Raw genomic sequence first — 20,862 nt, forward strand, 5'->3', positions numbered from 1 at the left:
CCGGAACGCCGAACTACTCCGGCCCTCGAGAGAGCTCCCCGAACGCCTCGGCGGCCGTCCGGGTCCCCTTCGCGATGAGCACGTCGCCGCCGTTGATCTCCGCGTCGGCGTCACCGATCAGCAGCCACCCCTCCTCGGGGCGACGGATGGCGATCACCGACATCGTCGGCTCCGTCTCCGGGACGCCGGCGTCGACCCCCGCTCCGTCGAGGTCGCTTCCCGGCTCGACCTCGATCCGGGTGATGATCTCGTCGCTCTCCTCGACGGCCATGCCGACGACCGGATGAACCTCGATGTCCCGGAACACGCCCTCGCTGAGATCGATCGCGGCGTCGCTGATGACCTCCGTGCTCGTGCCGAGTCGAATCAGTCCTCGAAGCGAGACGGGATCGTGGGCGTCTGCGGCTGCCCGGAGCGTCCAGGCCTCGAACCGGGACTGCATCGCGTCGACCTCGACCTCGAGATTCCGGACCTCCTCCGCGAGGGCCTCGCTGTCGAACAGGACGCTGCTGTAGGCCAGGTCGATCGCCAGCTCCGAGAGGTTCTTCATGTGGATGATCGTGTCCACGGCCCGCTCGAGGTCGTCGATGTCCGATGTCTCGACGGTGGGAACCTCGTAGGCCGTCCCGGTCAACGTCTCGTACACCTCCTCGATCGCCGCGTCCGGGCCGCGGAGGAAGGCGACGTCGTCGGCCGCGACCGTCGTCGTCGGACCGGGGTTGAGCAGCCACTCCTCGCCGCGCCGGAGCGCGATCACGCGGACGCCGGTTTCGGACTCGAGGTCGATATCCTCGAGCGTTCGATCGGCGTACGCGGAGTTCGCGTCGACGACGCCCCGGACCAACACGCCGGCGGCCTCGGGGAGCGCCGCACGCATCGCCTCGGGCAGTCCCATCTCCTCTAAGACGATCTTCGCGATGTCGCCGGCCGCATCGCTTATCGTCCCCGTCGCGGCGACGATCCCCAGCACCGGCGCCAGCTGTTCGGCGTCCGAGGGGTTCCGCGAGGCCATCAACAGCCCCATTCGGGCGCGCATCTCGAGGACGTCCATCTGACGCTCGAGGCGGAGCACCTCCCGAGCGAGGTCCTCGTTGCGGTGGAGGACGGCGGAGTAGGAGAGATCGATCAACAGTTCCGCGGTATCTTTCATTTCGACGAGTACGTCCTTGACGCTGACGGGCTCGTACTCGATCGACACCGGCGACGGCTCGTCCTCGAACGGATCCATGTCCTAATCCACCAACCCGGGTCAAAAAAACGTTTCCCGCCGCCGAGTCGCGGATTCGCGAAACGACGCCTTCCGACACGGTTTTGGACCGGCACGGAGAATCCACGACCAATGATCGACCGGAGCCTCCTGCGTGAGGACCCCGAGGCCGTCCGCGAGGCGCTCGACAACCGCGGTGCCGACGTCGACCTCGACGAGCTGATCGAGATCGACGAGCACTGGCGAGAGCTGAAGGCCCGCGGCGACGAGCTTCGCCATGAGCGAAACCAGGTGACCGAGCGGATCGGCTCGCTGGTCGCAAAGGGCAAACAGGACGAGAAGGACGAGGCCATCGAGGAGTCGAAGGAGCTCAAAGCCGAGATCGAAGACGTCGAAGCCGAGGCGACCGAACTCGGCGACGAGCTCCGCGAACGGATGCTCGAGGTTCCACAGATTCCCGACGAGAGCGTGCCGCTGGGCCTCGACGAGCGACACAACGTCGAGGATCGACGCTGGGGGTTCGACGACCTGCGCGTCGACGCCGACGAGATCACTCCCCACTACGAACTCGGCGAGGAATTGGACATCATCGACGAGGAACGCGGCGCCAAAACGACCGGATCGGGCTTTTACTTCCTCAAGGGTGACGGCGCTCGCCTCGAGCACGCGCTGATCCAGTTCATGATGGATATCCACCGCGAGCAGGGGTACGTCGACCTCTTCCCGCCGGTTCCCGTCACGAGCAAGTCGATGCGTGGCACCGGTCAGCTGCCGAAGTTCGCCGACGACGCCTACCGACTGGGCGGGAGCAACGACGAGGAGTACGAAGACGACGACCTCTGGCTCTGCCCGACCGCCGAGGTCCCGGTCACGAACATGTACGCCGACGAGATCCTGCTCACGGACGACCTCCCACTCAAACACCAGGCGTACACGCCCAACTTCCGGCGCGAGGCTGGCGAACACGGCACCGAAACCCGTGGCATCGTTCGCGTCCACCAGTTCAACAAGGTCGAGCTCGTCAACTTCGTCGAGCCCGAGGACAGCTACGACCGCCTCGAGTCGCTGCTCGACGAGGCCGAGGAGGTCCTGCGCCAACTCGAGCTCCCCTACCGCATCCTCGAGCTATGTACGGGCGACCTGACCTTCGCTTCGGCGAAAACGTACGACATCGAGGTCTGGGCGCCCGGCGACGACATGGACGACGGCCCCGAGGAAGGCGGGCGCTGGCTCGAGGTCTCGAGCGCCTCGAACTTCGAGGACTTTCAGGCCCGCCGCGCCGGACTTCGCTACCGACCCGAGCGCCACGAGTCGGCCGAGTACCTCCACACGCTCAACGCCTCGGGACTCGCCCTTCCGCGGGTTATGGTGGCGATCCTCGAGTACCACCAGAACGAGGACGGCACCGTGACGATCCCCGAGGCGCTGCAGCCGTACATGGGCGGACAGGAGGTCATCGAGGGCCACGAAAAGGTCGGCGAGAGCGCGCTGGGTGCCGGCGAGCAGGAGTGAGTCGCGGCGAGCGGTAGTCGTCGACAGCGGCCCGATACCGCGTTGGGCCGGTTCGACGCTCTCCTCTCGTTTCCGAGTCGAGTTCTGACCGCTGATTTCGCACCAGTTCCCGAGCCGTCAGCACAGTCACTATCGGCTCGGCGAGTGAAGCGGTGGAAGTTCCCGAACCGTTCCCGGCGGTTCAGAACACGAGCGGGCGTTGGCTCCGCTACGAAAGCGGACGCGAAAGAAGAAACGAATCGAGAGAGAAGGGCGGCGGTTTAGATGTACTGGATGATCTCGGGCAGTTCGAGCTTCATGCCCTTGCGCTCGCGGATCTCCATGATCTTCTCGCGCTGGAGGGAGTCGGACATGACCTCGAAGCCGGCGTTCTCCGTGTTCCAGGAGGCGCGGCCCTCGGTCGCGCTACGAATGTCGCTCGCGAAGCCGATCATCTCGCCGACGGGTGCGATCCCCTCGACGACCATCAGGTCGCCTTCCTGGTACATGTCGTCGACGCGGCCACGTCGACCCTGAATCTCCCCGGAGGCGGCGCCCATGTGGTCGTTGGGGACGTCGATACGAACGTCCTGCATCGGCTCGAGCATCTTGATGCGGCCGTCGATCAGGGCGTTGTGGAGCGCGTTTCGAGTTGCCGGGATGACCTGTGCCGGACCGCGGTGGATCGTGTCCTCGTGGAGCCTGGCGTCGTGCAGCCGGATGAGCGTCCCCTGAACCGGCTCGTTTGCGAGGGGGCCGTTGTTGAGGGCGTCCTCGAATCCCTCGATCACGAGTTCCATCGTCTCGTTCAGGTGCTGGATACCTTTCGTGTCGTCGATGAGGATGTTCGTCCCGTGGATGTGCTCGACCTCCTGAGAGTCGTCCTTCTCCATGCCAGCGTTCTGCAGGGCTTCGCGGCGCTCCTGCTCGGGCATATCCATCGACGCCTCGCCGAGCTGGATCGCCTCGACGAGTTCGTCCGACATCGGTTCGATGGAGACGTAGAAGCGGTTGTGGCGGTTCGGTGAGATGCCCTCGATCTCGTCGCTGGGTTCCTGGGGCTGCTCGCGGTAGACGACGATCGGTTCACCAGTGTTGACTGGAATACCCTGATTCTTTTCGATACGCTGGGTGATCACTTCGAGATGAAGTTCTCCCTGTCCGGAGATCAGGTGCTCGCCGGTCTCCTCGTTGATCTCGATCTGGATCGTCGGATCCTCTTTGGAGACCTGTCGAAGGGTTTCGATCAGCTTTGGCAGGTCGTCCATACTTTTCGCCTCGACGGACTTCGTAATGACCGGCTCGGAGATGTGCTCGATCGACTCGAAGGGCGTCATCTCGACGCTCGAGACGGTCGAGCCGGCGATGGCGTCGCGGAGGCCGGTGACGGCCGCGATGTTACCGGCGGGGACGCGTTCGACTTCCTCGCGCTCGCCACCCATGTAGATGCCGACGGACTGGACGCGGTTCTTACCCGCAGTTCCGGAGACGTACAGCTCCTGGCCCTTCTCGAGGGAGCCCGAGAAGACGCGACCGGAGGCGATCTCGCCCGCGTGGGGGTCCATCCCGATGTCGGTGACCATGAAGACGACCTCGCCGGTCTCGTCGACGAGACGCATCCCTTCCGCGAGCTCGGTCTCGTCGTCACCGCGCCAGATGCGCGGAATACGTCGTGGCTGGGCCTTGACGGGGTTCGGGAAGTGCTCACAGACCATGTCGAGGACGACGTCCGACAGCGGCGTCCGCTCGTGGAGCTCCTGGCGCTGGTCGTTGCGCTCGAGCTCCATGATGTCCCCGAAGTCCATACCGGTTGCCTGCATCGACGGCATCGAGACGCCCCACTTGTACAGGGCGGAGCCGAAACCGACGGTGCCGTCCTCGACGGAGACCGTCCAGTCCTCGATGTCGTCCATGTCCTCGGTCATTCCGCGGATCAGCTCGTTGACGTCGTTGATGACCGAGACGAGTCGACGCTGCATCTCCTCGGGACCCTCCTGGAGCTCGGAGATCAGGCGGTCGACCTTGTTGATGAACAGGGTCGGCTTGACGCCCTCGCGAAGCGCCTGCCGCAGAACCGTCTCGGTCTGGGGCATGGCCCCTTCGACGGCGTCTACGACGACCAGCGCACCGTCGACGGCGCGCATTGCGCGGGTGACGTCGCCGCCGAAGTCGACGTGGCCCGGCGTGTCGATGAGGTTGATGAGGTGGTTCGTGTCCTCGTACTCGTGGGTCATCGAAACGTTAGCCGCGTCGATGGTGATCCCACGCTCCTGCTCGTCTTCCTCCGTGTCCATCGCGAGCTGTTCGCCGGCGGTCTCGTCGGAGATCATGCCGGCTCCCGCGAGGAGGTTGTCCGAAAGGGTCGTTTTCCCGTGATCGACGTGAGCGGCGATGGCGATATTCCGGATATGCTCCGGTTCGTCCATCAGCCGTTCACACTCTTGGACGATCTTCTTGCGTCGGCCCATATACCCCCCAATACCGGTAGCGGGGTCAAAAGGGTAGTGTTTCGTCGTCGGCGGGATTCGGCGCGTATCCCGCTCTGGAGCGACGAAAGACTAATTTACGTGAGTGAATGGCACACAGCAATCTCCCGTTCAGTCGGGAACCGACGACGGGCGTAAGAGCCATACAGTCACGGCCCGTGATACGGCCACACATGGATATTCGCGTTACCGGCTCGGGTCCGACAGCCCCTTTTCTCGGTGCCCGAGACCTGTTCGAGACTGAGTACGACCTCTCCCTCCCGGTCGACGTCGAGCTTCGCGACGACCCCGACGTCCGCACCTGGGCCGGTCACTACGACGACCGACACGTCCTGAACATCTCCCGACAGGCCGCCTCGAGCGCGATGGCTCGTGAGCTCGCCCTCCACGAGTTCGCCCATATGGCCAGATACGAACAGAGCCATCCCTCCCACACCCAGTCGACCGAGGAGGTGCTGTACCTCGCACTGGCCGGGAAAAGCGTCGAGCGGCGCAAGCTCTCTCATTGCTACCAGATCGCAAACCACATGAAGGATATCTATGCCGACGACATCACGCTCTCGGTCGGTCCCGGCGAGAAGCTCCTCTCGTTTCTCGAGTCGAGCCTCGCGGCGGCAGTCGTCGACAGGCCTCAAACCACGCCACGGACCGGCCGAACGAGGCTCTCGGCGAGCGCCGATCCCGAAATTACGGCCGTCAACGCGGCGTTTGCCCTGGCGCTTGCGGAACGACACGACCTCGTCGAGTCGGATCACCGTCTGTACGACCTCGCCCACGTCGCCGCGGTGGATGCTCCCGACGTGCCGTTCCACGCGTTCAAGCGTCGGTTTAGGGAACTAACCAGGGACCCAGACTCGAGCAGCTATCGGCAGGTCCTCGTCGACGCGACTCGGGCGTACGTCGGTGAGGGGGGCTCCTCGACCGAGGCGTGACGTCGTCGTCAGCGACCCGAACGTTTAATGTTTTACACCTCATTAGTATGGAACATACTGGCAATGCTCTCCGAGACAGAACCCCGCGGACCGGGCGACGCGTTTATCGAGGAACTATCGCGACTGAAACGCCGCGGAGCGAGCGTCCTCGTCGTCGGGTCGGCCCGGGCGAGCCAGCAGGCCGAGACCTGCCGCCGGCTACTCGGACACGCCACGGACCGTCCGCGGCGACGCGTTCTGGTTTCGACGACCGGCGAGAGCGCACCGATCGAGTCGCTCGTCGACGAGACTCCCCTGGACAGCCACCGAATCGTCCGCCACGAGATCGACGTCCGAAGCGCCAGCGCCGCCTCGAGCGCCCACGGACCGGCGCCGTCGATCGACGTCCCCGTAACGACCACCGAGACGCTCGCCGACCTCGGGATCGAGATCTCGAGCGCGATCGAGTCGTTCGAAACCGCCGCGGACGGGCTCGAACCCTCCGAGCTACGGATCGGCGTCGACTCGCTGCTCCCGCTGCTCGAGACATACGGCACGGAACGCGTGTTCCGGTTTATCCACCTCACTAACGGACGGGTAAGAAGAGCCGACGGTATGATTCACTACCGGCTCCCGGTCGATCGGCAGAACGAGGTCGTCCCGGTACTCACGCCCCTTTTCGACGTTGTCGTCGAGCTTCGGACACACAACGGGGTCTGCCAAGAACGGTGGTCGCTCAAGGACGAATCGCTGTGCTCGGGCTGGATTTCGACGCGACAGCTGTAACGAGAGTATGTCGGCTGGAGACGCACTGTCCCCGATGGCCGATGCTCGAGGCGAAGTGGCGGGGCAGGTTCTCGGATGAAACCGACGTTCGAGCCGACCGACGACGGACTCGAGATCATCGATCGGATCGAACGACACCGGTACCGACTGACGACCCACGATCCGGTGTCGATCGACCCCGCCGATACCGACGAGATTCAGTATCCGGTGGATTCGGCGGTTCGAATCACGACCGATACGCTCACGCTACCGACGACGCACTACGTCTACGTCCGTGACGAGACCGGGGCGATGGTCGCCGAAGTAAAACCCGACGAACAGACCTTCCTGCTGAATGGAGAGTATACGCTTGATCTATCTGGACCATTGAAACTCTATGCTTGTGTTAACAGCTCCGTTCAGGTGTACTCAGACCCTCACCAGACCCACATAGGCTTCAATAGCCGAGTTCCAGTAATTCTTGGTGCTCGTTCGTATCACACCCGCCCAGCAAGAACGATTACAACGACGGCGGATCCGATCGACATCATGCGAGCCGTTTCGACCTTTGGATCGGCACTCAAAACAACAACACCTGATCGATCGTATCCGACATTACGTGGACATCCACCCGCTATTGAGAAAGGGAACGAGCTCGTTATACCTGAAGGATTGGAACAGTGGAAAACCGGTATCGAGATCGAAATACCACCCACACATCGTCACGTCTTCATCGTTGGACCACTTGCCTACTATCTCGGAGCAGAGGTCGTTCCGGGTTCACAGCCGAGACTTACAACCGGTACTGGTTATTCCTATTCTCTTAGCAGCCAGAAAGGGTTTGAGTCAACAGTCAAGCGGGTCCTACAGCAAGTTTTCTTTCTCGATTGTGTATCTCGAACAGAAGGGTCCTCACCCCTACCTCTTCATAATCGGGATTTGATTGAATCGGCACTTGAATACGATATTCCGACGATATATGAACAATCGATCGGTGAACAGGTGCAAACCTATCTCGAAACTCCGTTTTCTACTATTGACCCTTATATGCCAGACTGGCAACTCGAAATACGATTAAATCCCAGTCCAGAAACCATTGAGTTTTTGCCCTTCGTATCCAATTATCTTGCGCCGATACACGTCCAAGACGGCGATCAGCAGGACCCCCCTGGTCTCGGAGACGAAGCGGATGCCATTTCGGATTTTACACGAAGTACTCCTACCCGAAATCCTGAGATCACCAGAAGCAACGAGCCGACGTCGGATCTCCACGATCGACCTACGTCAGTTGAGCAACGTTGGAAAGGAAAGGACGGTTCAAATATCATGAGTACGGCACCTCTTTCTGCCTTCAAAAACAACATCGGTCGAAATCCCCGGGATAAACCGATCGAAATTAAAGTAGTTTGTAATGATGTAGATATGAATGAAGAAGCTAAATCTGTGGATAGGACGTACGGAAACAGAGAAGAACTACCCTTTGATGTTACACTGTATTACAACACTTCTACTCGAGAATTAGAACAAATACTGGAAGCCGAGAGTGATTTTCTACATTATATTGGCCATATAGATAAAGAAGGATTTGAATGTTCGGATGGAAGGCTAGACGGGACAACAATCAAATCCTCCAATGCAAAGGCGTTCCTGTTAAACGCCTGCCAATCTCATGACCAGGGGTTACATTTGATCAAGGCTGGTAGTTTAGGGGGGATTGTTACCTTCGGAAACGTCGTGAACAGTGGGGCGGTCAAGATCGGGAGTATAATCGCACAACTGCTGAATCGAGGATTCCCACTCTATGGTGCGTTAGATGTTGCTCAAGAAGAAAGCATTATGAGTGAACAGTATCGGATGGTTGGTGACGGTCGAACGACTATCGCACAAGCAGAAACGGTCGTTCCAAATGTTTGTTTCATGCAACAGGAAGACGACAATACCATTGTCGAAATCAAAATGTACGATTCGGTTCCGGCAGAAAAAGGAGCTGTCTTCACCCCACATTTAGAATCTGTCGATTCCTACTACATAGTCCCTGGAAGTACAGGGCAGATACGAGTCGATGAGAAGAATCTACGGGATTTCTTGAACGAGGGAAAATTTCCAGTAGTAATCAACGGAACGGTTTACTGGAGCGACGAACTCGATTCTCCGTGACTATGGCCCTGCGAACGAACCGCCGTTCGCTGCCGCGGTTCCTGCCTGTGAGATGGCCAGTAGCATCGTAAACAGGACGCCGATCATTCGTGGGTGCTTCTTCAGGTAGTGGGTCAGGTCCGTCATGGTACACGTAGACCATTGTGCCGACACGTAATGAATTTATTTTAATATAACATACAGGGAAATCATAGATCCATTCTGTATTTTGAAGTTCTAAAAAGTCAAATCAATATAAATAAGAGTCGAGTGCAGGATGTATAATATATAATGCCGTGTTGGATATACAACAAGGTAACTGCCGAGATCGGCACTCTCTAACTCCAATGAATCCGATTTTCGAACCTACTGAAGATGGGATAGAAATCATCGATATGACCGAGCGGAGACGGTATCGACTCATCACTGACAACCAAGTCCGAACGAACGAGGTTGAGGTAACACCAACACCATACCCAGTCGACAACGCGGCTGAGATTATGACTGATTCGATTACACTTCCAACAAAAAGCGCAGTGTATGTTTACGATAGAACGGGATCGATGATCGCGGAGTCGGATCCGCATGGCAAAACTGTTCTTCCACAAAACAAATATTCACTCGATATTTCTGGACCGGTGAAATTGTACGCGAACGTCGACAGCAGTGTCGAGATTGGTTTACACTCGAATCAGACACATATCGACTTCGGGGATCCTACTGAGGTGGTTCTCGGTGCACGGTCATATCATACCCAGCCAGCAGGGTCGATCACAACAACGGTCGAGCCCGCGGACGTAATGCAAGTCGTATCGGCGTTTGGCTCAGCACTCAAAACAACGAAGCCCGAACGCTCCTACCCGACGCTTCGTGGTCATCCCCCAACAATAGAAGTTGGTCAAAGGTTAGACATCCCTTTCCAGTTCGAGTCGCCGGATACAGGAATCAGCATCGAAGTACCGGCCGATCTCCAGTCGATATTCGTCGTTACGCCGCTTGCGTACTATCTCGGGGCAAAAGTCAAACATGGGTCCGTTCCGCGCCTGATAATGGATTCAGATCAATCGTTCCCCTTAGCTGGAAGCCGTGAGTTTGAATCTACTGTCGAACGACTGTTAAAGCAGACTCTCTTTCTGGATTCTCTCGTTAGAGTTGCCGGTCCCTCATCAAATCCTCTTCAGGAACGACACGAACTTAAGTCGGTGCTACCGTTCAATATGACGGAGGTATACAACCAGTCATCGACCGAGAGACTTCGGACGTATCTTGACGTTCCCTTTGAGATGATCGAATCGTACCTTCCGGACTGGCGTACATCTGTGCTGCAGCCGACCGAGGACAAGATTCCGTATCTCCCGTTTTTGGCTCAGGACCTGACAGTCGTCAAAACCCAATCAGCCCAGTCCAGAGACACCGAAAACAACCCAGTAACAGGGAAGGTTCGAACGAACATGACCACATCTGCCGAAGTTCTGGATCAAAGCATCGAACAGCGTTGGACCGATGGACGACTCCCACAGATTACGGCCAAGGTACCACTTTCGGCGTTTTACAATGACATCAATAGAACGGTTCGAGCAGATCCAATCGAAATTCAGGTGGTATGTAACGACCCGGGAATGGGCGATGAACTCGTAGCCCTCTATAGTACATACGGCAGTCGCGAGGATCTTCCGTTCGAAGTCAGGACACATCGTGAACTTACGGTATCTGAATTAGCAGCACTTTTTGAACAAACAAGTGACTTTGTTCACTACATCGGCCACACGGAGAGAGAGGGGTTTAGATGTACTGACGGACACCTAGACGCCTGGTCGCTTGAAACCGCCGGCATGGATGCATTTTTGCTCAATTCCTGCCAATCGTATGACCAGGGTGTAGCACTTCTTGAAAAGGGAAGCATCGGAGGGATCGTAACACTAGACGATATCGACAATATCGATGCGATACATACTGGAAGCACGATTGCTCAGCTACTGAATCAAGGCTTTCCACTCTACGCAGCAGCTAATATCGTGCGTGAGGAGTGTACCGCTGGAGAAAGCTATCAAATCATCGGTAAGGGAGCTACGGCTGTCTCTCAGTCCAGAGCGGGTCTACCGATACGGTTTTCGATCTCCCGCGATGGAGAGTGTCATCAACTCCGCTTGAAGGTGTACACGAAGGGTACGTTCCAGATTGGTAGTACGTATCAACCACATCTCAGTTCAACGGACGCCTACCATCTGATCCCGAAGGAGATCGGGCCTGTCCAAATCGTGAGGGCGGACCTCCCAAAGATCACCGATATGAGCGAGGCTGCTGTTCTTTTGGAGGATGGTATCAGGATGGGCGACGAGATCAAATTCAAAGAGATAGACCTATTCGATCGATAGTAGCGACTATGCAGATCTGCCTCGAAGATCGAAAAGTGAAAACGTCTTAGCGCGCGGCAGCCGCGACGCGTTCTTTCTCTTCTTTCTGGCTGATCGCGTACGTCTGCACGTCGTAGTTAGCTGCACCGACGAGCTGGTTCGCGATCGCTTCCGGAACCGACGTAGAGGTCTTGAACGAATCCTTGTAGACGCCCTCGGCGAGCATCATCAGCGCCTGGTCGACGCGACGCTGCGGTGCGACGTCGACCGCCTTCGGCACCGAGATCCCGCCGTACTTCAGTCGAACCGTCTCCTCGCGAGGCGCGGCGTTCTCGACGGCCGTCACGAGTACCTGCACCGGGTTCTCCTCGGTGCGCTCGTGGATGAGTTCGAACGCGTCGCGGACGAAGTTCAGGGACTGCTGTTTCTTGCCCGTGTTATCCTCGGTCTGCATCAAGCGGTTGATGAAGCGTTCGACGATCGAGATCTGGGACTTCTTGAACTGCTTGCTGGCGTGACGGCCAGCGGTGTGGGCGACCGGCGTCACCTGAATGTAGCGCTCGGTCGAGGGATCGGCGTACTCGATCTCGCCCATCTCCCACGTTCCGAACAGCTTCGCGGAGACGTCAGCGTCGCCAGCGGGTGCGTCGGGATCGGGTTGGTCTTCTGCAGCCATCGTTATCGCACCGGTTTCTCTGCGTTTCCGCGAACCAGTTCGATGAGCGAGACGCCGTTGACCTTCTCGACCTTGTAGTTGACACCCGAGAGGTCACCCATCGCACGACCCTTCGCCCCGCCGATACCGGCGATGGTCACTTCGTCGTGTTCGTCGATGAACGAAATTGCGCCGTCACCGGGACAGAACGCGGTGACCTGCTTGCCGTTCTTGATCAGCTGGACGCGAACACACTTTCGGATCGCCGAGTTGGGCTGTTTCGCTTCGATGCCGACCTTTTCGAGTACGATACCTCGAGCCTGAGGGGCCCCCTCGAGGGGGTCGGACTTCTCGCGAAGTCCACGGGCGCGGCGCGCGTAGTCCGAGTCGGACCACCGCTGGTTCTGGCGGTCCTTCTTGAGCTTGCGCGCGGCGTACTTGCCGTTTGCCATGCTCGTCGCTATCGGTCGGAGACACTTAAGCATCCCTGTTTGGAGACGCGATTACGCCACGAGAACGCTCGATTGGGGGCAACGAAGGGATCTGAGGACGTTTCACCGGACGAGAAAACCTCTCGAAGAGTGGGAGCTAAAGCAGCTGGACGTCGTCGATGTCGAAGTGTCTGGCGGCGAGACGCCGAGCGGCGTCGATCGTGCGGCCGTCGGCACCGATCGCGACGCCTCGGTCCTCGTCAGCGACTTCGACGTAGGCGACGGTGTCGTCGTTTTCGCTGATCGTGACGTTGTAGACCACCGCCGGAGCGAGCGTGTTCGCGACGAACGTCTCGGAGTCGTCGGCGTTTTCGACGAGCCGGGCCGAGCTACCGACTTCCTCCTCGAAGCGACGGATGGTCCGACCACCGGGACCGATCGCATCGCCCATCCGACCGCTTTCGACGACGAGGATCAACCGTTCCTCGCCGTCGTGTTCGTCGACGAGGCAGTCCTGGCCGGCGACATCCGTCACGTCCTCGAAACGGGCGAGGTACTGGCGAGCGTCGTCGTCGAGGGTTACCGCCATCGATCAGTCCGCCTGGCCACCGCCGCTGGAGGTTGTCGATCCCATTCGCAGATCGACGTCACCGGTACCGAGCTTGATCGGCTTGCCGACGATGACGTTCTCCGTGACGCCGTCGAGGTCGTCGACCTCGCCGTGGATCGCGGCGTTGAGCAGGTGGTTGACCGTCACCTCGAACGCCGCACGGGCCAATACCGAATCCTTCGAGCCCGAGATCCCGTGGCGACCGATCGATTCTATCTCGCCGCGGTTCGTCATCATGTCCGCGACCAGCATCAGGTGTCGAACGTTCACGTCGTCGAGGCCCTGCTCGGCGAGCGTGTTGTTCGTCTCCTCGATGATCGCCTCACGGGCGGCCTCGATCCCGAGGTTGCGGTGGATCTCGTGGATGTTGTTACACGTCGAGCGGGAGGCGTCGACGCCCTCGATCTCGAGCGCGTCGCCAAAGGCCGACCCCTCGGTGTAGAGGACGAACTCCTCGGTGCCGTCGTCGAGTTCCTCCCGCCGAATAACGACTCGAGAGATGTCCTCGATCCCCTTGAACGTAATCTCACGCAGCTCCTCGACGAGCTGGAGTAGATCACGGTAGGACGGTTCCTCGGGGCCGAACTCGATCTGGGTCCCCTGCTGGATCGCCTCGACGCCGAGGTTGTCCTGGATGATCTCGGCGACCTCCTCGGGCGTGATCATCCGCTCTTCGAGGGTGTCCTCGTTGAGCGAGATCTGAACCCGCATATCGGCGACGTTCGTCGAAACGTCACCCAGCGCGAGGATCTTCGTTGCCTCGATCTTCCAGACGACCTCGTGGGCCTTTTCTCGCTCGGTGGCGTACTCGTCCTCGAGATGGATCGTCATCATCGGCGTGTCCGGGGTCTTCCGGGCGTCGACCAGCTCGATCAGCCGGGGTAGTCCCTGCGTGACGTCGATTTCCGCGACGCCCGCGTAGTGGAACGTGTTCATCGTCAGCTGCGTTCCGGGTTCGCCGATCGACTGTGCGCTGACGGTGCCAACGGGATCGAGGGGGTCGACGCGCGTATCGAGGTACCGCGCCTCGACCGCTTTCGCGAGCTCGTCGGCGTCCTCGACGGTGGCGTCGCTCCGATTTTCGAGAGTCACGTAGACCTTGTCCTTGAGTCGTCGGGGAAGGTCGGTGTCCTCGACGACGGCGACGGTGTCGTCGTCGACGGCGTAGTCGACCTCAGTCATCGGAGGTCACCTCCGCTCCCTCGACGAGTCGGTCGTCAGCGTACTCCGAGAGGTTCGTCGGCTCAGTCTTGATGCCGAGGAAGTCTCGGCGTTCTGCGTCGGACTCGAACTCCGAGTCGAGCACCCGGTCTGCGATTCGCTCGACGTCGATGTCGTTGTCGTCGCCGGAAGAGACCTTGACCGGCGAGGTACCGTCCTCGCCGAACTCGAACTGGACGATCGTGTCCGAGGTGTCCCGGACAGTGCCGTCGTACTGCGCCTCGAGCTCGGAGAGGGCGTTGATCAGCCGCCGCTGGAGGTACCCCGACTTCGAGGTACGGACGGCGGTGTCGACCAGCCCCTCGCGACCACCCATTGCGTGGAAGAAGAACTCCCGCGGGGTGAGCCCGCTGGTGTAGGAGTTCTCGACGAAGCCGTGGGCCTCCGCGGAGAGGTCGTTTGGCTTGTAGTGGCTCAGGGTACGGTCCTCGTAGCCGCGGTTGATCCGCTCGCCCCGAACCGCCTGTTGACCGACGCAGCCGGCCATCTGGGTCAGGTTGAGCATAGAGCCACGGGCGCCGGATTCGGCCATGACGACGGCCGGGTTCTCGTCGGTGAAGTGTTCGTCGGCGATGTTCCCGGCGTTGTCACGCGCACGCGAGAGCGTCTGCATGATCTTCATCTCGAGCGTTTCGTCGATCGTTCGGCCGGGCAGACTTTCGAGTTCGCCCCGCTCGTAGGCCTCGATGAGCTCCTCGACGCGGTCGTTGGCGTCATCGATCGTCTCGTCGATCCGGGCCTGGGCCTCCTCCGGGATCGTCTCATCGTCGATCCCGATCGAGAACCCGAAGTGCATGATCGCCCGCATCGCGAGCGTCGAGACCTCGTTGATGAAGATCCGGGCGCGGGTGTTGCCGTAGACCTTCGTGATCGTGTCGACGATCTCGCCGCCGAACTCGCCGACCTCGTCCTCGGCGATCGTCCCTTCGATCAGCTGGCCGTTCTCGACGACGACGTCGTCGCCGACAGTACCGGTGAACTCGAGGTCGAGATCGTCGGGTAGAAGCTCCGAAAAGACGTCGTACCCGGTCCAGAACGGCTCTTCCTCGTCGTCGATACCGCTGGGTTCGGGCAGTTCGTCGATCCGGGTCGCACGAAGCAGGTCCAGCGCCTGGGTCTCGTTGAATCGAGGGTTGTCGTGGGTCAGCAGGTACATCCCCGAGATGTGGTCCTGGATCGCGCCGATAATGTTCTCGCCGAATCGGGGCGAGAGGATCTGTTCTTGAACGCGCATGAGGACGCGCGCCTCCGCGCGGGCCTCCTCGTTTTGTAGCGCGTGCATGTTCATCTCGTCGCCGTCGAAGTCGGCGTTGTACGGGGGACAGACGACGGTGTTGAGTCTGAAGGTCTTGTACGGCATGACCACGACCTCGTGGGCCATGATCGACATCCGGTGCAGCGACGGCTGGCGGTTGAAGATGACGATGTCGCCGTCGACGAGGTGGCGGTTGACCTCCCAGCCGGCGTCGACCTTCTCGGCGAGCTGTTCGCAGTTCTTCTCGGTCACCTTCAGTCGGCGACCGTCAGGACGCCGAACGTAGTTGGCGCCGGGGTGGGCCTCCGGGCCGTTCGAGACGTATCGACGGGCTTCATCGACGTTGCGATCGGTGACGTTCATCGTCTGGGTCATCTCGCTTGCGACGCGGTCGGGAACGCCGACCTCGTTCAGTGAGAGGGTCGGGTCCGGCGAGATGACGGTTCGGGCCGAGAAGTTCACACGTTTCCCGGACAGCGATCCCCGGAACCGACCCTCCTTGCCCTTGAGTCGCTGGGAGAGGGTCTTGAGCGGCCGGCCGGAACGGTGTCGGGCCGGCGGCGTCCCCGAGATCTCGTTGTCCATGAAGGTGGTGACGTGGTACTGAAGCAGCTCCCAGAGGTCCTCGATGATCAGCTGGGGAGCCCCGGCCTCGCGGTTCTCCATGAACCGCTGGTTGATCCGGATGATGTCGACCAGCTTGTGGGTGAGGTCGTCCTCGCTACGCTGGCCGTTATCGAGCGTGATCGACGGCCGCGCGGTTACGGGCGGTACGGGGAGGACGGTCAGGATCATCCACTCGGGACGTGATCGTTCCGGATTGATGCCGAGCACCTCCATGTCCTCGTCCGGGATGGCCTCGAACCAGTCCCGGATGTCGCTTGGCATCAGCTTGTTCGTGTCCTCCTCCGTGAGGTCGATGTCCAGGGCCTTCTCGATGGCCTTGCGCTGACTCTCGCGCGGTCGGAACGAGCCTGAGAGGATCTCATTGATCCGGCCGATGTCGATCTCGGTCTTTTCGGCGAGTTCGTCCGGCGTCGTTCGCTCGACGCCGGCTTCCTCGTCGCCCTGCATCGCGCCGGCGATGCGCTGGGAGTACTCGCTCGTGAGCACCTGCTGGACCTCGTAATAGGTTGTGGGCTTCTCGTGGTCGATGTCGTACTGGACCTCGCCGCAGTGTGGACAGCGATCCTTCTTGCGGGCCTGCCGGATCGCCGCCTTCGTAACGTCGTTCAGGTCGCGGCCGAGCTTTCGTGACTCGTCGATCTGGTCGTAGAACTCGCCGCGCTCGTCCTCGGTCAGCAGGAGCCGCGAGCATTCCCGGCAGGTCCCACGGAGGAGTCGACGGATGAGCTTCGTGAAACCGACGTGGATGACGGGTGCGGCCAGTTCGATGTGACCGAAGTGACCGTTACACGATCCCGAGTGTTTGCCACAGGTCTTGCACTCGAGTCCGGGGTCGATGACGCCGAGTCGGGGATCCATCAGCCCCATGTCGATGGGGAAGCCGTCGTCGTCGTAGGTGTCGGCCGTGATGATCTTCGTCGCGCTCATCTCGCGGTACTCCTCGGGCTCCATGAGCCCGAAGTTAATCGATCCGATATCTTTTGGTGTGCTGTTTTGCATGATGGGTTAGACGGCGTCCTCCAGTTCCAGTCGCGGCGCGATACCCAGGGCCTTCATCTCGTCGAGGAGAAGCTTGAACGCGTAGCTCATCTCGATCTCGTGGATGTCCGTCTCCTCGTCGCAGTTCGGACAGTACACGCGGCGCTGTTCGACGTTCTCGACCGCGCTCATTCCGCACTGTCCGCAGATGTGGATGAACTCGCGGTCGGACTCGTCGAGCAGTCGCTCCTTCAGCGTCATCGCGGCGCCGTGGCCGATGAAGACGTCACGCTCCATCTCCCCGATACGAAGTCCACCCTCGCGGGCGCGCCCCTCGGTGGGCTGGCGGGTCAGCACCTGCACGGGACCGCGCGAGCGGGCGTGGAGCTTGTTCGAGACCATGTGGTAGAGCTTCTGGTAGAAGATGATCCCGACGAAGATCTCGGCTTCGATCTTCTCGCCGGAGATCCCGGAGTACATCGTCTCCTTGCCGGCGGAGTCGAACCCGTTTTGCTCGAGCCCCTCGCGGAGTTCGTCCTCGTCCTCGCCCAAAAACGGCGTCCCGTCGACGCGACGCCCCTCCATCGCGCCGAGTTTCCCGCCGATCATCTCGAGGATGTGACCGACCGTCATCCGCGACGGCAGGGCGTGGGGGTTCAGGACGAGGTCGGGCACGACGCCCTCCTCGGTAAACGGCATGTCTTCCTGCGGCGCGAGGTGGCCGACGACCCCCTTCTGGCCGTGGCGGCTCGCGAACTTGTCCCCGAGTTCGGGGATCCGCTCGTCGCGGACGGAGACCTTCGAGAGCTTCGAGCCGTCCTCGCCCTCCATCAGCGTGACGGTGTCGACGACGCCCGATTCGCCCGAGCGCATCGTTACCGACGTTTCGCGGCGCTTCTGTGGCGAGAGCCCGCCCATGTCGTCGGGCTCCTCGAGGAACCGCGGCGGACTCGTTTTCCCCAGTAGAACGGAGTTCTCGTCGACCTTCGTCTCGGGGTTGACGAGGCCGTCCTCGTCGAGGTGGGTGTAGGCTTCCTCGCCGCGGGCGCCGCGGACGTCCTGGCTCGGGATCTCGAAGCGGTCCTCCTGGCCGCCAGGGTAGCGTCGTTCCTCACCCTCGTACGTTCGGAAGAAATGCGAGCGGGCGAGTGCGCGCTCGACGCTCGCTTTGTTCATAACCAGCGCGTCCTCGATGTTGAACCCCTCGTAGCTCATGACGGCGACGACGAAGTTCTGGGCCGCGGGACGCTCGTCGAAGCCGATCTGCTCGGTCGTCTGGGTCTTGACCATCGAGAGCTGCGGGTAGTGCAGCAGGTGCTGGCGCGTGTCCGGTCGGATCCGGTAGTTCGCGCTCGGGAGTCCGAGCGACTGCTTGATCATCCCTGCACCCATCGTAATTCGGGGCGAGGCGTTGTGCTCGGGGTAGGGGATCATCCCCGCACCGATCCCGAAGATCAGCTGCGGGTCGATCTCGAGATGGGTGTGGTCCTCGTTGAGATCGTCCTCGTCGACGGCGACGTAGATGTCCTCTTCCTCCTCGGCGTCGATGAACTCGATGTAGCCGTGCTCGACGAGATCCTCGAACTCGAGGTCGCCGTCCTGGAGCGCCTCGAGTTCCTGGTCGGAGATTCGGGGCTCGCCGTCCTCGACGACCAACAGCGGTCGACGCGCGCGGCCGGCGTCGGCGTTGACGATCACTTCTCGGGTGCGATCCTTGACCGAGACGTTGACCATCTCGCTGACGTCGCCGATGCGTCGCGCTTCGCGGATCTGTTCGGCCAGTTCGTGCGGATCGGGATGGGTCCCCACCAGCGACCCGTTGACGTAGACTTTCGCTTCTCGTTGTTGGCTGCTCATGATTGATCAGTCGTCTGCGGTCGATCGCTCGATACCCTCGAGGCCGGGGATCCCCTCGACCCCCATCGAGGCGAGCTCGCGTTTGAGTTCCTGTTCGTCCTCGACGTTCTGGGAGAGCTCCATCGCCTGCGCGAAGTTCTTCACCAGCCCACAGTTCGGACCCTCGGGCGTCTCGGAGGGACAGATGCGACCCCACTGGGTCGCGTGCAGGTCCCGCGCCTCGAAGTGGGGCTGCGAGCGGCTTAGCGGACTGCGAAGCCGGCGCAGGTGGCTGAGAACCCCCATGAAGTCGGTGCGATCGACCAGCTGGCTCACGCCCGAGCGGCCGCCGACCCAGTTCCCCGTCGCGATCGGGTGCTCGAGGCGTTCGGTTAGCACGTCGGAGCGAACGACGGTGTTCACCGAGAGGTTTCGGTTACGCATGTTGGCGCGCTCGAGCTGGTACTTCACGTCACGGGCCAGCTTGTTCAGCGCGGTCCGGAACAGGTCTCGCATCAGGTCGCCGCTGACCTTCAGTCGTTTGTTCGCGTAGTGGTCCTTGTCGTCGGCCTCGCGGCGACCGAGCGCGAGTTCGAAGCAGGCCTCGGCCATCCGACAGAGGTAGTGAGCTTTGTTGATCCGGACGTCCTCCTCGTCGACACCCTCCTCGTGGAGGTGTGGCAGGAGGTAGCGGTCGATGACGTAGTTGGCCCGCTTGAGCTGGTAGTTTTTCCCCTGGCCGGAGGCGACGCGTTTCCCGAGCTCTTCGATCGCACCCTCCTCGGTCTGGACCTCCGCTTCCTCTAAGTTCTCGAGCATGTACTTGACGACCTCGGGGTCGTTCGAGACCTTGTGGACGATCTCCTCGTCGCTCTCGAGGCCGAGTGCCCGAACAAGCGTGACGAAGTTTATCGATCCCGACACCGAGGGGAACGAGACCTCGAGCAGCCCGTTCCGGGTCCGTTCACAGAGCACGAGCGCGCGGTAGCCACGGCGCTGTGAGAACGTCTTGGCGACCTGAATTTCGTCGCCGTACTTGGTGTCGTACTCCGCGAGAATCTTGTTCGGCGCGAGGTCCTCGCTGGTCATCAGCACGCGCTCGGAGCCGTTGACGATGAAGTAACCGCCGGGGTCGGCGGGATCTTCGCCGATCTCGATCAGTTCCTCGTCGCTGAAGCCGGCGATGTTACATTTGTCGGAGCCGACCATGATCGGCATCCGGCCGATCTTCGTCTCCGTCGAGTCGACGACCCGCTCGTCGCCCTCTTCGCCCTTGACGATCGACATCTCCATGAAGACGGGCGCGGAGTAGGTGATGTTTCTGAGTCGAGCCTCCTGGGGGTACAGCAGCTCCTCGGAGCCGTCTGCCTCCCGAACGCGGGGCGTGACGACGCGGACGTCGCCCAGCTCGACGTAGACTGGTTCCTCGCCCTCCTTGTCGCCGATGTCCGTATCGATCGTCTCCTTCTCGTCGACGACCTCCTGCATCCCCCGGTTGAGGAAGGCGTTGAACGATCGGTAGTGGTGTTCGGCGAGCCGTTCCTTCGAGAAGTATTCGCGCGAGATGTCCCGTCGTTTCGATCGGTCGAGTTCCATTGCCATTTATTCCACCACAAGTCGGTATACGACTGCCTGGTCGGTTGTGCGTGAGTTCCGAACGATCTTGATGACGTCGCCGACGTCCGCCTCGTCCGGGAGAGCGGAGTCGTTGCGCTTGATTTTCGGCAGGTCTGTGCGGTCGATGTCGTACTCCGAAAGAACCTCCTCGAGGACGTCCTCCTCGAGAACGGTGTGCTCCGGAACGAGTTCGTGTTGGCTTACGTCTACCATGTGTTGGTGCGGGCTATCGGGAGAGAAGCGGCTGTCACGAGATACTACAGGCACGTAACGGTGGGACGC

The 20,862-nt window shown here is 60.7% G+C and carries 16 protein-coding genes; 5 read left to right on the top strand and 11 right to left on the bottom strand.

The genetic code is table 11. The features are described 5' to 3' along the window. Positions 1 to 13: 13 nt before the first annotated feature. A complete protein-coding gene (locus QA600_RS00295) occupies positions 14 to 1,228 on the bottom strand; it encodes a TrkA C-terminal domain-containing protein (RefSeq protein WP_278289988.1) in 1,215 nt (404 codons plus the stop codon). A gap of 111 nt (positions 1,229 to 1,339) precedes the next feature. Here QA600_RS00295 and serS point away from each other — a divergent pair, with 111 nt between their 5' ends. After that, positions 1,340 to 2,719 (top strand): serine--tRNA ligase, encoded by a 1,380-nt coding sequence (gene serS / locus QA600_RS00300; protein WP_278289989.1) that lies wholly within the window; start codon positions 1,340 to 1,342, stop codon positions 2,717 to 2,719. 260 nt (positions 2,720 to 2,979) lie between these two features. On the opposite strand, the gene QA600_RS00305 is transcribed toward serS, so the two are convergent. Then, the gene (locus QA600_RS00305; RefSeq protein ID WP_278289990.1) at positions 2,980 to 5,166 is read right to left on the bottom strand and encodes an elongation factor EF-2; all 2,187 of its coding nucleotides are present in this window, start codon (positions 5,164 to 5,166) and stop codon (positions 2,980 to 2,982) included. Positions 5,167 to 5,357: 191 nt separating this feature from the next. Between QA600_RS00305 and QA600_RS00310 the strand changes: the two genes are divergently transcribed. The 3 genes from QA600_RS00310 (at position 5,358) to QA600_RS00320 (ending at position 9,017) form a co-directional block, all read left to right on the top strand. Next, positions 5,358 to 6,116, top strand: coding sequence for a DUF5781 family protein (locus QA600_RS00310; RefSeq protein WP_278289991.1), 759 nt, complete (start codon positions 5,358 to 5,360; stop codon positions 6,114 to 6,116). A gap of 63 nt (positions 6,117 to 6,179) precedes the next feature. Then, a complete protein-coding gene (locus QA600_RS00315; RefSeq protein ID WP_278289992.1) occupies positions 6,180 to 6,881 on the top strand; it encodes a hypothetical protein in 702 nt (233 codons plus the stop codon). 75 nt (positions 6,882 to 6,956) lie between these two features. After that, positions 6,957 to 9,017, top strand: coding sequence for a hypothetical protein (locus tag QA600_RS00320; protein WP_278289993.1), 2,061 nt, complete (start codon positions 6,957 to 6,959; stop codon positions 9,015 to 9,017). Here the strand turns inward: QA600_RS00320 and QA600_RS00325 are convergent, their stop codons facing one another. Next, positions 9,018 to 9,143, bottom strand: coding sequence for a hypothetical protein (locus QA600_RS00325; protein WP_278289994.1), 126 nt, complete (start codon positions 9,141 to 9,143; stop codon positions 9,018 to 9,020). 200 nt (positions 9,144 to 9,343) lie between these two features. Here QA600_RS00325 and QA600_RS00330 point away from each other — a divergent pair, with 200 nt between their 5' ends. After that, positions 9,344 to 11,371, top strand: coding sequence for a hypothetical protein (locus tag QA600_RS00330; RefSeq protein WP_278289995.1), 2,028 nt, complete (start codon positions 9,344 to 9,346; stop codon positions 11,369 to 11,371). A gap of 46 nt (positions 11,372 to 11,417) precedes the next feature. On the opposite strand, the gene QA600_RS00335 is transcribed toward QA600_RS00330, so the two are convergent. The 8 genes from QA600_RS00335 to QA600_RS00370 all read right to left on the bottom strand — a co-directional run bounded on the left by QA600_RS00335 (position 11,418) and on the right by QA600_RS00370 (position 20,793). Next, positions 11,418 to 12,026: a 30S ribosomal protein S7 gene (locus QA600_RS00335; protein WP_005554544.1), complete on the bottom strand. Its 609-nt coding sequence runs from the start codon at positions 12,024 to 12,026 to the stop codon at positions 11,418 to 11,420. A 2-nt stretch (positions 12,027 to 12,028) separates the two neighbouring features. Continuing rightward, the gene (locus QA600_RS00340) at positions 12,029 to 12,457 is read right to left on the bottom strand and encodes a 30S ribosomal protein S12 (protein ID WP_005554545.1); all 429 of its coding nucleotides are present in this window, start codon (positions 12,455 to 12,457) and stop codon (positions 12,029 to 12,031) included. A gap of 136 nt (positions 12,458 to 12,593) precedes the next feature. Continuing rightward, positions 12,594 to 13,025, bottom strand: coding sequence for a NusA-like transcription termination signal-binding factor (locus QA600_RS00345; protein ID WP_278289996.1), 432 nt, complete (start codon positions 13,023 to 13,025; stop codon positions 12,594 to 12,596). 3 nt (positions 13,026 to 13,028) lie between these two features. Beyond that, on the bottom strand, positions 13,029 to 14,228 hold the full coding sequence (gene rpoA2, locus QA600_RS00350) for a DNA-directed RNA polymerase subunit A'' (protein ID WP_278289997.1): 1,200 nt from the start codon (positions 14,226 to 14,228) through the stop codon (positions 13,029 to 13,031). Beyond that, on the bottom strand, positions 14,221 to 17,148 hold the full coding sequence (locus QA600_RS00355) for a DNA-directed RNA polymerase subunit A' (protein ID WP_278289998.1): 2,928 nt from the start codon (positions 17,146 to 17,148) through the stop codon (positions 14,221 to 14,223). Before QA600_RS00355 ends, rpoA2 begins: the two co-directional genes overlap by 8 nt. Positions 17,149 to 17,154: 6 nt before the next feature. After that, positions 17,155 to 18,984 carry a DNA-directed RNA polymerase subunit B gene (rpoB, locus tag QA600_RS00360; RefSeq protein ID WP_005554552.1) on the bottom strand — a complete coding sequence of 610 codons (1,830 nt, stop codon included), beginning with the start codon at positions 18,982 to 18,984 and terminating at the stop codon, positions 17,155 to 17,157. 6 nt (positions 18,985 to 18,990) lie between these two features. Beyond that, positions 18,991 to 20,565, bottom strand: a complete 1,575-nt coding sequence (locus QA600_RS00365; protein ID WP_278289999.1) for a DNA-directed RNA polymerase subunit B'' — start codon at positions 20,563 to 20,565, stop codon at positions 18,991 to 18,993. Further along, positions 20,566 to 20,793 (bottom strand): DNA-directed RNA polymerase subunit H, encoded by a 228-nt coding sequence (locus tag QA600_RS00370; protein ID WP_278290000.1) that lies wholly within the window; start codon positions 20,791 to 20,793, stop codon positions 20,566 to 20,568. It abuts the gene before it with no gap. Positions 20,794 to 20,862: the final 69 nt, after the last annotated feature.

The sequence above is a fragment of the Natronococcus sp. A-GB1 genome, from assembly GCF_029688845.1.
Classification (GTDB): Archaea; Halobacteriota; Halobacteria; order Halobacteriales; family Natrialbaceae; genus Natronococcus.